The sequence below is a fragment of the Endobacter medicaginis genome, from assembly GCF_014192375.1.
Lineage (GTDB): Bacteria > Pseudomonadota > Alphaproteobacteria > Acetobacterales > Acetobacteraceae > Endobacter > Endobacter medicaginis.
This window is the reverse complement of record NZ_JACHXV010000004.1, coordinates 46,606-59,713: the sequence shown is the minus strand read 5'-3', so window position 1 is coordinate 59,713 and position 13,108 is coordinate 46,606. Positions and strand designations below refer to the sequence as shown.

The 13,108-nt window shown below is 69.1% G+C and carries 6 protein-coding genes; 4 read left to right on the top strand and 2 right to left on the bottom strand.

What is annotated here, in order from left to right; translation table 11 throughout:
• Positions 1–27 precede the first annotated feature (27 nt).
• The 3 genes from rpsB (at position 28) to recO (ending at position 2,731) form a co-directional block, all read left to right on the top strand.
• Complete coding sequence (gene rpsB / locus FHR90_RS05985; RefSeq protein ID WP_176622880.1) at positions 28–810, top strand: 30S ribosomal protein S2; 783 nt, start codon at positions 28–30, stop codon at positions 808–810.
• Positions 811–917: 107 nt separating this feature from the next.
• Positions 918–1,826 carry a translation elongation factor Ts gene (gene tsf / locus FHR90_RS05980; protein ID WP_176622882.1) on the top strand — a complete coding sequence of 303 codons (909 nt, stop codon included), beginning with the start codon at positions 918–920 and terminating at the stop codon, positions 1,824–1,826.
• Between the two features lie 164 nt (positions 1,827–1,990).
• Positions 1,991–2,731: a DNA repair protein RecO gene (recO, locus tag FHR90_RS05975; protein ID WP_176622884.1), complete on the top strand. Its 741-nt coding sequence runs from the start codon at positions 1,991–1,993 to the stop codon at positions 2,729–2,731.
• A gap of 149 nt (positions 2,732–2,880) precedes the next feature.
• Here recO and FHR90_RS05970 read toward each other — a convergent pair whose 3' ends face one another.
• Entirely contained in the window at positions 2,881–4,419 is a 1,539-nt protein-coding gene (locus FHR90_RS05970) for a carbohydrate porin (RefSeq protein WP_246330071.1), read from the bottom strand.
• A 300-nt stretch (positions 4,420–4,719) separates the two neighbouring features.
• On the opposite strand from FHR90_RS05970, the gene parC reads away from it, so the two are divergent.
• Positions 4,720–6,927, top strand: a complete 2,208-nt coding sequence (parC, locus tag FHR90_RS05965) for a DNA topoisomerase IV subunit A (RefSeq protein WP_183274919.1) — start codon at positions 4,720–4,722, stop codon at positions 6,925–6,927.
• Positions 6,928–7,017: 90 nt separating this feature from the next.
• Here parC and FHR90_RS05960 read toward each other — a convergent pair whose 3' ends face one another.
• Complete coding sequence (locus FHR90_RS05960) at positions 7,018–13,068, bottom strand: autotransporter outer membrane beta-barrel domain-containing protein (RefSeq protein WP_183274918.1); 6,051 nt, start codon at positions 13,066–13,068, stop codon at positions 7,018–7,020.
• Positions 13,069–13,108 lie beyond the last annotated feature (40 nt).

Genomic DNA, 13,108 nt, shown 5'->3' with positions numbered 1-13,108 from the left:
CAGAGATACGAAAGGGGACATGCGCCGATGGCGATGCCCGATTTCACCCTGCGTCAGCTGCTCGAGGCCGGCGTTCACTTCGGCCACCACACCCGCCGCTGGAACCCGCGCATGGCGCCGTACCTGTTCGGCGTGCGCAACCAGGTCCACATCATCGACCTGCAGCAGACCGTGCCGATGCTCGACCGCGCGCTGCGCGCCGTGCGTGACACCGTTGCCGGTGGTGGGCGCGTGCTGTTCGTCGGCACCAAGCGCGCCGCGGCCGAGCATGTCGCCGAGGCGGCCAACCGCTGCGGCCAGTATTACGTCAACCATCGCTGGCTCGGCGGCATGCTGACCAACTGGAAGACCATCACCGGCTCGATCAAGCGCCTGCGCCAGATCGACGATATGCTGTCGGGCGACACCCAGGGCCTGACCAAGAAGGAGATCCTCGAGATCACCCGCGACCGCGAGAAGCTCGAGCGTTCGCTGGGCGGCATCAAGGAAATGGGCGGTCTGCCGGACATCCTGTTCATTATCGACACCAACAAGGAGAAGCTGGCGGTCGAGGAAGCCACCAAGCTCGGCATCCCGGTGATCGCCGTGCTCGACAGCAATTCCGACCCCTCCGGCGTCACCTACCCGATCCCGGGCAATGACGACGCGATCCGTGCGATCACCCTGTACTGCGACCTGATCTCGGGCGCGGTGCTCGACGGCATCAGCGCCGAGATGGCCGCCTCTGGCCAGGATGTCGGCGCGTCCGAGGACCTGCCGGTCGAGGCCGTCGCCGCCGAGGCGTCGGCTGAGGAAGCCGTCCACGCCTGATGGCCTGGCCGTGCCGGCTGGCACGGCCGATTGACGAAATCCCGTGCCCCGCACGCCCTCCATGTGAAGGGGGTGGCGGGGCATCTGGCTTGTGGAGACAACACACCATGGCAGAGATCACCGCCGCCCTCGTCAAGGACCTGCGCGAGAAGACCGGCGCGGGCATGATGGATTGCAAGAAGGCGCTCAACGAGACCGCCGGCAACCTCGAGGAAGCCGTCGACTGGCTGCGCAAGAAGGGCCTCGCCGCCGCCGCCAAGAAGTCCGGCCGCGTCGCCGCCGAGGGCCTCGTCGGCGTCGCCTCGGCACCCAACAAGGCGTCGATCGTCGAGGTCAACGCCGAGACCGACTTCGTCGCCCGCAACGAGCAGTTCCAGGGCTTCGTCGCGACCCTGGCCGAACTCGCCCTCACCGTGGGCGAGGATGTCGAGGCACTCAAGGCCGCCGATTTCCCCGGCACCGGCCGGACCGTCGCCGACGAGCTGACCCACATGGTCGCCACCATCGGCGAGAACATGTCGATCCGCCGTGCTCGCGTACTCAGCGTGCCGTCGGGCGTGGTCGCGACCTATGTGCACTCCGCGCTCAAGCCCGGCCTGGGCAAGATCGGCGTGCTGGTGGCGATCGAGGCGCCAAGCGAGAGTGACGCGCTGGAGACGCTTGGCCGCCAGGTTGGCATGCATGTCGCCGCCACCCGTCCGTCGGCGCTCGACATCGACGCCGTCGACCCGGCCGAGCTCGAGCGCGAGCGCGCCGTGCTGGTCGAGCAGGCGCGTGCGTCGGGCAAGCCCGAGGCGATCATCGAGAAGATGGTCGATGGCCGCATCCGCAAGTACTACGAGGAAGTGGTGCTGCTGGAGCAGGTCTGGGTGCATGACGGCGAGAGCCGCGTCTCGGCCGTGGTGAAGAAGGCCGGCGCGAAGCTCGGCGGCTTCGCCCGCTTCCAACTCGGCGAGGGCATCGAGAAGGAGCAGGGCGACTTCGCCGCCGAGGTCGCCGCCGCCGCCGGCGTCTAGAACCTAGCCTGCAATGCACCTGGGACGGCCGTCTGACGCGCGTCAGCTTCGCTTTGCTGCTCACGGCCATGAAGGCCGCTCGGCTGTGATGCTCGCGGACATACGCCATCTGACCATCCCAGGCACATTGCAGGCCAGGTCCTCCTGATTACGAGAGTCCGTTCTTGGAGTGGATCGCTCCGGGGATCGTCCTGTCGGCCGCGCCCTATGGTGAGTCGGGCGCCGTCATCCATGTCCTGACCGAGCAACACGGCGCGTGGCGTGGCCTGGCGCGAGGCGGGCAGGGACGGCGGCAGACGCCGCTGTGGCAGCCTGGCAATCTCGTCTCCCTGCGCTGGGTGGCGCGCCTCGCCGATCAGCTCGGCACTCTGACGGGCGAGCCCGTCCACGCCTCTGCCGCCTTCGTCCTGGCGGCACCCGACGCGCTGTCGATGCTGGCCTCCTGCTGTGCGGTCGCCGACGGCGCGCTGCCCGAGCGAGAGGCGCACAAGCCGGTCTTCGACGGGCTGCTCAGCCTCGTCACCCGCCTCAGCCTCGCACCTGACCGCGCCTCCGACTGCCGGGCTGACCTGCTGCGCTGGGAACGCGACCTGCTCGCCGAGCTCGGCTTCGGCCTCGATCTCTCCGCCTGCGCCGTCACCGGCGCCAGCGACGATCTCGTCTATGTCTCGCCGCGCTCGGGCCGCGCCGTCTCGCGCGCAGGGGCAGGTGAATGGGCCGGGCGGCTACTGACCCTTCCCGAAGCGCTCCTCGATGACACCATCGCGCACATCTCGGATCCGGACTGGCGCGATGGGCTGCGACTGACCGGACATTTCCTCGACCGCGATGTCTTCGGCAACCGGCACCGTCCGCTGCCCGCCGCCCGCATCCGCCTCGCCGATCGCGCCGCCCTTTCAGCCTGACCCCGAATCGGGGGCACCCGGCCGCCAGCGCCGCCCATGCCCGACCTCTGACAGGGGAGAGCGCGACAAAAAAGGGCGCTGGCGGTCTCCCGCCGGCGCCCTGTCCCCGATCGCGTCCCGGGGGGGATCCCCGCGAGCGCCAGGCTGTCTCAGAAGAACTCGATATGCGACTTGAAGCCGAGCAGGGCGGCGTCCGGCAGGCCCTTCTGGGCGTTCGGGCGGATGTAGTACTGGAAGCTCGGCTGGAAGCTCACGCCCCGGTAGATCTGGATCTGGTAGTTCGCCTCGAAGTTCATCGTGTGGCTCTGCACGCCGGTGGGTGCTGCATTGTTGTAGAAGTTGCCCACGCCGGTGATCGGCAGGCCGAGCTCCTCCTGCAGCTCCTCGGTGCGGATCAGGTCGCCCGACACCTTGGTGTAGCTGAACGCCACCGCGATCGCATCGCCCGGACGCGCCTTCCAGAAGCCGCGGTCGATCGCACCGGCCTCGAACTGGTAGTTGCGCACCGACGAACGCTTCGAGTTGTGGTAGAAGCCGCCGAACACCACCAGACCGTTGTCCTGGCCGGGCCCGTGGCGGACCAGCATCTGGTCGGCCAGCGCCCATTCTGCCGCCGCACCCTTGCGCTGGCGTCGGCCCAGGCCGCTGAGCACCCAGTAATCGCCGTTGATGTCGCGCAGATTGTCGGCATGGTTGATGTCGTCATACGCGAAGCCGATCTTGTAGTGACCCGGCAGCTGGTCGGGCCCGAACAGCGGCTCCCAGCCGGCTTCGATCGGGAAGGTCTCGCCGATGATCTTGGCACCGTTGAACTTCAACCCGGAGCGATAGCCATTATTGGCCTGGTAGATGTTGCTCTCGTCGAAATAGATGCCGGTCGAGACATAGGTGTTGTGGGTCGGCCGCACGCGCCAGCGGGTTGCCCAGTTCGCATCCGGATACGACGAATGCGCGGTGTTGTCCGACGACGCCTTAGGGTTGCCGCAGAACGCGTTGTTCTGGAAGTTGCAGTACAGCGGCGATGCCGAATAATCCGACAGGAACGACATCCGCCCGGCCGCGATGTCGACGCGCCCATGCGCCAGGGTCTCCTGCCCATAGAAGAACACCTGATGGTAGACGACATTGCCGCCCGCGCCATAGATCTCGGAGCTCGGGTTGATGTTGTCGCCGAACATCCGGCTCGCCGGGATGCCGTAGCGGCCGACGGCGACGCTGTGCGTCGAGAAGCCGGTCAGCCCCGCGAGACGCTCCCAGTCGATATCGGTCTCGAGACCATACTGGCCGGCATTCGATGATCCCTTGCGCGGGCCGGAGATGATGCCGCTGAATTCGTTGACGTTGTCGAGCAGGATCGCGACGCCGTGGTCACGCAGATACTGCATCGGCGCGATGGAGCCGAACAGCGACGGCGGCTGCGGCAGCGGCGGCACCGACGAGACGTAGTCGGGTACCGGCTGGTTGTAGGCCGGCGGACGCGGCAGCGCGACGTTGACCCGCGAGCTCGGGGTCTTGCTCACCGGCGCCACGGTCGGGCCGGTGGCGCTGGCGGCCGGCGCGGTCGTGTCGAGCGCGGTCTGCGCCTGCGCACCGTGCGAAATCGCAGCGAGCGTCGTGCCACCCAGCAGCATGGCGGTGAATGCGACCCGTGCCGCCCGGATGCGGGCAGGGGTGATCTTCGGACTCATGGACGTATCCCTCTTGCAGGGGGCCGCGTCGTTGCGCCTTAAGCCGGCGTTTTCGTTGCCCCTGGACTTCCCGACGATTAGCGCCGAAGCCGCCGGCGGCAGAGACCCATTTCGCGACCGGAAATAGTGAACAAACTGACGTGTAGCAAAAGCGCCGCAGATCCTGCGTTCAGCACATGGCTGGCCTGACGGACGTCGACGGCAGTTTCGCCTGCCGGGAGACGCGCTTGGCGACAGTGGCCCGTTTCGCTATTTGTTCCCGGGATTGCAGGGTCGGGCAAGTCAGGGCAGGTGAGGCGGATGGCGGAACACGGCGGACAAGGCGGTCAGATTCTCGACACCAGGCTGGGCGACGCGCTGAGTGAGCGCTACCTGGCCTATGCGATGTCGACCATCATGTCGCGCTCGCTGCCCGATGTCCGTGACGGGCTCAAGCCGGTGCATCGCCGGCTGATCTACGCCATGGCCCAGCTGCGGCTCGATCCCACTGCGGGCTTCAAGAAATGCGCCCGTGTCGTCGGCGACGTGATCGGCAAATACCACCCCCATGGCGACGTCGCGGTCTACGAGGCGCTGGTGCGGCTCGCGCAGGACTTCGCGGTGCGCTATCCGCTGGTCGAAGGGCAGGGCAATTTCGGCTCCATCGACGGCGATAACGCCGCCGCCATGCGCTACACGGAAGCCCGGCTGACCATCGCCGCCCAGGCGCTGCTCGCCGGCATCGACGAGGACGCCGTCGATTTCCGCCAGACCTATGATGGCGAGGACAGCGAGCCGGTGGTGCTGCCGGCGGCGTTTCCCAACCTGCTTGCCAACGGTGCGGCCGGCATCGCCGTCGGTATGGCGACATCGATCCCGCCGCACAACGCAGCCGAGCTGTGCGCGGCCGCCCTGGTGCTGGTCCGCCGCCCCGACGCGCCGCTCTCGGCGCTGCTCGCGGTGATGCCGGGGCCGGATTTTCCCACCGGCGGCATCGTCGTCGAGGACGCCGCCGCCATCGCCCAGGCCTACGAGACCGGCCGCGGCGGCTTCCGCCTGCGCGCCCGCTGGGAGAAGGAGGAGGGCCGCTTCGGCACCTGGCAGATCGTCGTCACCGAGATCCCCTATCAGGTGCAGAAATCCCGGCTGATCGAGCAGATCGCCGAGCTGATGGAGGCCAAGAAGCTCCCCCTGCTCGGCGACATCCGCGACGAGAGCACCGAGGAGGTGCGTCTGGTGCTGGAGCCGAAGAGCCGCGGCGTCGAGCCGGAAGTGCTGATGGAGACGCTGTTTCGCGCCACCGCCCTGGAGAGCCGCTTTCCGCTCAACATGAACGTGCTGGGTGCGGATCGCGTCCCCTCGGTGCTCGGCCTGCGCAGCGTGCTGCGCGCCTGGCTCGACCATCGCCACGAGGTGCTGGAGCGCCGCTCGCGCCATCGCCTCGCCGCCATCGACCGCCGCGTCGAGATCCTCGAGGGCTTCCTCGCCGTCTATCTCAACCTCGATGAGGTGATCCGCATCATCCGCGAGGAGGACGACGCCAAGGCCGGGCTGATCGCCACCTTCGCGCTGACCGAGACCCAGGCCGAGGCGGTGCTCAACATGCGCCTGCGCTCGTTGCGCCGGCTCGAGGAGATCGAGATCCGCGCCGAGCATGGCAAGCTGATCGAGGAGGGGGCCGCCCTGCGCGCCCTGCTCGGCGACGAGACGCTGCGCTGGAAGAGGATCGCCACCGAGATCGAGGCCACCCGCAAGGCGTTCGGCGCCGGCAGGCTCGGCGCGCGGCGCACCACGCTGGCGACCGCACCCGCGCCGGTGGTGCTCGACCAGATCGTCGCCATCGAGCGCGAGCCGCTCACCGTGCTGCTCAGCCGGCAGGGCTGGGTGCGCGCGCTGCGCGGCCACGGCCTTGACCGCGAGGCGCTGAAATTCAAGGAGGGCGACGACCTCGCCCATCTCGTCGAGTGCTCGACGACCGACCGCCTGTGCCTGTTCGGCTCGGCCGGACGGGCCTTCACCCTGCGCGCCGCCGACCTGCCGCGCGGCCGCGGCGACGGCCAGCCGATCCGGGTGATCTCGGCGCTGGGCAGCGAGGAAAGCGTCGTCGCCGTCTTCACCCTCACCGAATCCGGCCGCCGGCTCGTCGCGGCGGGGTCCGGACGCGGCTTGCTGGTGCGCGACGCCGATCTGGTCGCAGAGAAGCGCACCGGCCGTCAGGTGCTCAACCTGCGCGACGGCGAGACCGCCGCGCTGTGCATCCCGGCGATCGGCGATCATGTCGCCGTGCTCGGCGACAACCGTCGCCTGCTGGTCTTCCCGATCGACGCCTTGCCGGAGCTCTCCCGCGGCGCCGGCGTGGCCTTGCAGAAATACAAGGACGGCGGTTTGCGCCTGGCCGCGGTATTCACCCTCGCCGATGGTCTCGACTGGAACGGCCGCCGTCGCCTGCCCGCAGACCTCGCCCCCTGGCTCGGCAAGCGTGCCGATCCCGGTAAACCGGCCCCGAGCTGGATGCTGCGCAACCGCTGAGGGCGCTGAGATGGCAGTGGTACAAGCGCGACCGGAAAGCTCGCCCGGAACGGGCGGGACGACATGTCGTCCCGCCGCCTGCCCCGCGCGTTACCATCTGTAGGTCATGCGCCCCGTGCCGGAGTGCGATCCGAAGCCCGACGCCACATGCCCCTCGTATTCCACCAACAGCTCGAACCCATGCGATCTGCCCAGCTGAACGCCTGCCGTCACGTCACCGACGCGATCGGGCAGGCGTGAGCTGATGTCGAAATCGATATTGTCGGGATCGTCGGCGAAGCGGGCCGAGGAGCGGAACCGGTCGCTCGACAGGGCGGTGAAGCCGAGCGAGGTGTAGAGTCGCGCCCAGGTCAGCCTGTCGAGATCGAACCGCCCGCCGAATTCGACCGCGGGAGCGACATCGAAAAGCGTCTTGGAGGCGCCGCCGACGGCAAGCGCGAGACCTTCGCCGTCGCGCTCGCGATAGGCGCCGCTATGGGCATAGGTGACGTCGACATCCAGCGACGGCCGGATATACCAGCGGCCGAGCAGGAACTCGTAGAGGCCGCGCAGCTTGCCCCCTGCAGTGAGCACATGCGTCCTGCTGTAGGCCTCGTCGATCATGTCGCCGAGATCGATGCCGCGCGAATTGTTCTGTTGCTGCAGCCCGACGCTCACCGAAGATGCGAACAGCCACGGTCCGACCTGGTGCTTCAGCGCGGCAGCACCCTCGTAGGACTGGCCATGCGACCGCGCCAGCCCATCGAGGCTCGACATCACCCCCGAGCCGTAGGCACCGCTCGCGCCGACGAACCAACCTTCCGCGACGGCCTTCTGCGCGCCGACGCGGTAGATGAAGTTGCGTGAATTGTAGCCGGTATCCTCGACCGAGGACGACATGCTGGTCGCGGTTCCCGTCACCTTGCTCCAGACGCATTCGCCTTCCTCGATCAGCACGCCCTGCGCGAAGGCCGGGCAGCTCATCACCGCACGCAGGCTGACCCTGGCCTCGCCGAATGTCGTGCTCATCACGTTCTGGTTGCTCTCCTGGTCGAGATCGTCGAGCACCGACTGGTACTGGCGACCGCTGCGGATGCCGATCACCCGCCCGAAGAACTCGGCATCGTCGGCGGTGCCGGCCAGCCAGGATTTCTGGATCGCGTCCGCCACCGAGGCCGCATTGGCCGCAAGCACCGTGTCCTTGGGATGGGCGAAATCGGCATGCGGCGCGACGGCGATCGAATTGCCGGTCCGCTCGACGCTCCACGAGACCGGAATGACGCTCGCTGCCGTCTGGCTGCTCTCGGCTCCGCCGAGCAGGTTCAGCACCGACGTCGTCGCCGTCAGCACGGTATAGTCGCCTGCGAGCAGGCCGCCGATGACGTTGACGTCGATCGTGCCCCTGAGCAGTGCGCGTCCGTTGACCTGCAGCAGGTCGCTGGTCCGGCCGCCGTCGCCCGCGCCGACATCCACGAGCAGGTGGCCGTCGTCGGTCTGTGCGAAAACGCCGTTCACCGTCGCCGTCGACACCACGCCGACGCCGCCGATGTCCACGGTGCCGAGATTGCGCAGCATGCCCTTGTTGAGGCTGACGGTTCCCATCGCCGATGTGCGGTAGACCGCGCCCGCCTGGTTCTCGAACGCGTTGTCGCCGCTGCCGAGCAGGACGTCGCCGATGATGGTGCCGTTGTTGTAGATCTTCTCATTCTGCGCACCGCCGGTGATCGCAATGCCCGACGCCGCGGAAACGGTCGATCCGGCCTCGATGGTGATCTTGTTCCACAGGCCACCATCGACGGCGATGGCCGCGCCGCCGCCGCTGCCGCCGCGCAGGGTTCCGGTCCAGTCGATGACGATGGCGTGGCCGAGCCGCTTGGGATCGAGCGCGCCTGTGGTGGTCTGCACGCCGCTTTCGGCGCGGATCGCGTCGGAGCCGTCTCCGGTGGCGGTGATCGTGCCGCGGGCGTTGATGTCGATCGGGCCACCTCGGCCGATCGCGCCGTTCCGGGTCACGCCCGGGGCAGGGGTCGCATCGTCGCCGATCACCGTCACCGAACCGCCGCCCGCGCCGAGGCTCTGGGCGAACAGCCCGTGTGCCCGCTGACTCGAAGTGGAGATGTCGATCGACGATTGCGCGTCGAGGGTGCTGACGCTGATCGCACCGCCATCGCCGCGGGCGGTCGAATCGGCCAGCGAGAGCGTGGCGGTCGACGACAGGCCGCCATAGCCGCCACCTCCGCCGATCGACTGCAGATACACGCCGACCGAGCCCGCACCCTGTGTGGTGACCTGCGGCATGCCGGCGATGACGAAGGCGACTGTGCCGCCATTGCCCGACGCGCCGTTGCTGCCGCCGAACGAGCGCGTCAGCTTGACGGGGACCAGGCTGTTGTTGGTCTGTGCCAGCCCGTTGGTGCCGCCGCCGCCACCGCCACCGATCGACTGTTCGAAGATGCCGAAGGCGCCATCGCCAGTGGTGCTGACGCGCCCCCGATCGACGACGCTGACATCGCCACCGCGACCGGCCAAGCCGCCATCGGCGCCATAGCTGAGATTGAGGCTGGGCGAGGGAAAATTGGCCGAATCGGTCTTGCTCACACTGCCGCCGCCGCCGCCGGCATCCTGGATCAGGCGATAGGTGGCGGCCAGGGCCGCGTCGAGAGAGGCATCTCCGGTACCGCCGTCGCCGTCCGTCAGCACGGCTGGCGCGAGGAAGTCGACGCCGCCGCCGCCGCCGACGCTCTGCGCGTAGACTGCATGCGCCTCGTCGCCGGTGGTGACGATCGAGCCGCCGAGATCGACCTTGACCTTGCCGCCGTCGCCGCTGGTTCCGCCCTTGCCGCCCACCGAGACGTTGACGGTGAGCGACAGCTTGCCGCCCGCCGTGGATTCGCCCCCGACGCCACCGCCGCCGCCGATGCTCTGCGCCAGCACGCCGTAGGATCCGTATCCCGCAGTGGCGAGAGAGCTTGCGGGTGTGAGCGTGACGGCGACCTCGCCGCCGCTGCCGCTCTTGCCGCCGCTGCCACCGACGCTGACGTCGATGTTGAGGGCCTTGATGCCTTCCGTGACGGCGCCGCCGCCGGTGCCGCCGCCGCCGCCGATCGACTGCGCCATGATCCCGAAAGCATCGTCCGCCGAGGTGAGGATCGTGCCGGCATGGGTCACCGTCACATTGCCGCCATCGCCGCCCAAGCCGCCGCTGCCACCCAAGGAGACGTTCACCGCGACCGGCGGTACCGAGACGCTGCGATCGGAGATCTTCCTGAGGCTCTCCTGGAAGGCCTTCTCGATCACAGCCAGGCCGGTGACGAAACTCGTCTTGACGAAGGTGACCGCATCGCTGTCGCCCGCCTCGTAGAGAGAACTCAGGCGGCTGATGAAATTGGTGTAGATCTTGAAGTTCCCCTGGATCGCCGAATTCTTGTTGAAGTATTCATAATACACAGAGTTCCGACTGATCTTTTTGTACAGACCAGTGCTGATCTTTCCGCTCTTGTTGAGCAATTTCAGGACGGTGGTTACGGTCTTGATCTTCTTGAAAGCGCCCGACGAGGTCACGCTGGTGGTCTCGGCCGCGCTGGGTGCGCCGGCATTGCCGCCACCGCCGCCGATGCTCTGCGCCACGATGGCGGACGCCCCGGCCCCCTGCGTCGAGATTGTTGCCGAAATGTCGTTGGTGACCTCGACTGCGCCGCCATTGCCGCCGCCACCGCCGCTGCCGCCGATCTTGATGTTGGCCGACGCGGAGCCGTCGCCGGAATAGCTGGCCGAATTACCGCCGCCGCCGCCGATGCTTTCGGCGAAGATGCCGGCCGCATTCGCCGCGGTGGTGGAAATGGTCCCTTGATTGGTCGCCACGGCCTCGCCGCCGCTGCCGCCCTTGCCGCCGCTGCCGCCCAGCGAGAGATTGAGGTTGAGCGGGGCGGCGGTGACGAGCGACGCCGTCGTGGTGAGATAGGCCTCGCCGGGCAGGCCCTTGGGGATGCCGACATAGGAGGTCGACGTCGCACCGCCGCCGATGCCGCCACCGCCGCCCACGCTGAGTGCGACCATGCCCGCCGAAAACCGGCCGCTGGTCTCGATGAGGCCGGTATTGGTCACCGTGGCCTTGCTGCCGCCGCCACCGCCACCTCCCGAACCGCCCAGCGCGGCCGAGATGCCGACATTGAGGACCGTGCCGAGCATCACCGATTCCGTCGTGCCGGAACCGGCATCGCCGCCACCGCCGCCGATGCTGGCGGCCAGCAGGCCGACGGAGCGCGCACCGCTGGTCTCGATCGATCCGACATTGGTCGCGCCCGCGATACCGCCCGCGCCCCCGTCGCCGCCGGAGCCGCCAAGCGCGTAGGTGAGGCTGAAGGTCGGGGCAGGCACGCTCGGGATCGAGCCGGCGATGGCGAAGCTGCTGGCATCCCCCGCCGTGCCGCCGCCACCGCCGACGCTGAGTACGCTAATCCCCGCCGATCCGGTACCGGCCGTCGAGATCAGGCCTGCATTGTTCGCCTGTGACAGCCCACCCGAGCCGCCGCCGCCGCCGCTGCCGCCGACGGCATAGGACAGCGAGGCGAGCAGCCCGCCCGAATAGGCTTTCGCCGACCCGCCGACCCCGCCGGAGCCACCGACGCTCTGCGCGAGGATGCCGGCGGCGCCGTCGCCGTAGCTTATGATCGAGGGTATCGCGCCGCCCGCATCGGACGCCGCCTGGCTGACGGTGACCGTGTCGCCGTCACCGCCGCCGCCACCGCCGCCGCCGAGGGCGACGCTGACCAGCGCGCCGATCGTGCGGGTGCTGCCGCCATTGCCGCCGCCGCCGCCGACGCTCTGCGCGAGGATGCCGTAGGACTGGTCGCCCTCGGTGGCGATGCTGCCCTGATTGATGGCGGTCGCTGCACCGCCCTTGCCTCCGTATCCGCCTTGGCCGCCGGTGCCGAAGAACAGCGGGCCGCCAGAGCCTCCCGTGCCGCCGCCGGCCGAGGTGGTCGGGTCGGCGATCTGGAAGGCATCCCCGGCATTGCCGCCGCCGACGCTTTGCACGAGCAGCGCGCTGGCCCGGTCGCCCGCGGTGCTGACCGACGCCGTGTTGGTCACCGAGACGGCACCGCCGCCGCCGGCCGCGCCGCCGGTTCCGCCCTGTCCCGCCAACAGCACGCTTGCGCCTCGGCCGCCGGAGCCGCCGATCGACTGCGCCAGGATGCCTGTCGCGGCCTCCCCGGTGGTGCTGACGGGGCCATCGATGAAAACGTTCACCGCGCCGCCCTTGCCGCCGCTGCCGCCGACGGCGCCACCGCTGCTGGCACCGTCGCCGCCGCGGCCGCCCACGCTCTGCGCCAGCAGGGCGGTGGCGTTGTCGCCCGATGCGGACAGCGCGCCCGCATCCCGCACCGCGACCGTGCCGCCGGCCCCGCCATTGGCGACATTGGGATATTCGAACCCCTGGTTGCCGACATCGCCGCCCCGGCCGCCGAGCGACTCGGCGATCGCCGCCGGCGCGCGGGCGCCATCGCTGGACACGCCGACCCCTTCGGACAGCGTCAGCAGGACCGTGCCGCCATTTCCTCCAGTGGTGGTCGCCGCAAGGGCTGGGGTCTCGACGCCAATATTGGTCGAGTTGCCACCGATTGACCGGGCCCACACAGCGGCCAGATTGCCCTGTGCCATGACCGGGGCCGAGATCCGCAGACTGACCGGACCGCCGTCGCCGCCGCGACCCGCCCCCTTGCGCACCGCCCCGCTGCCGCCATGGCCGCCTTGCGAGTAGGCGAGCAGGACAGAATCGGGGGTCGACAGGGTGGACGTGCCGGAGAGTGCGGCGAGCTGGTCGACGGTGACCGAACCGCCGGTTCCGCCGTCACCGGCCGCGGCATAGCCGAAGCCGAAGGTGTCGCCGGCGCCGCCGGCGCCGCCGGTCGAGCCGATGCGGACCTGCGGCCCCTGGCCGGTCAGGGGCGCGGCGACCGTCTCGTTGAGGGTCGTGCCGAGACCGCCCGGGCCGCCGGGGCTGGTCCCGCGGCCGAACAGCTTCGCGTTCCCTTTCTCCCCCTTCGCGGCGACCGGCTCGATATCGACGGGAGCGGCGGGCCGGCCGGGCGCGGCCGCTGCGGCGCCGATCGACAGCAAGCCCGTCGCCAGCGCCATGATCTCGAACCGTCGGCCAGCCATTCCCGCTCCTTGGGCGAAAGCACCGGCCAGGAAATGGATG

Bases quoted from the DNA above. Each gene is read 5' to 3' on its own strand.
- tsf (WP_176622882.1), top strand. From the start codon at position 918: ATGGCAGAGATCACCGCCGCCCTCGTCAAGGACCTGCGCGAGAAGACC.
- parC (WP_183274919.1), top strand. From the start codon at position 4,720: ATGGCGGAACACGGCGGACAAGGCGGTCAGATTCTCGACACCAGGCTG.
- FHR90_RS05960 (WP_183274918.1), bottom strand. From the start codon at position 13,068: ATGGCTGGCCGACGGTTCGAGATCATGGCGCTGGCGACGGGCTTGCTG.
- rpsB (WP_176622880.1), top strand. From the start codon at position 28: ATGGCGATGCCCGATTTCACCCTGCGTCAGCTGCTCGAGGCCGGCGTT.
- FHR90_RS05970 (WP_246330071.1), bottom strand. From the start codon at position 4,419: ATGAGTCCGAAGATCACCCCTGCCCGCATCCGGGCGGCACGGGTCGCA.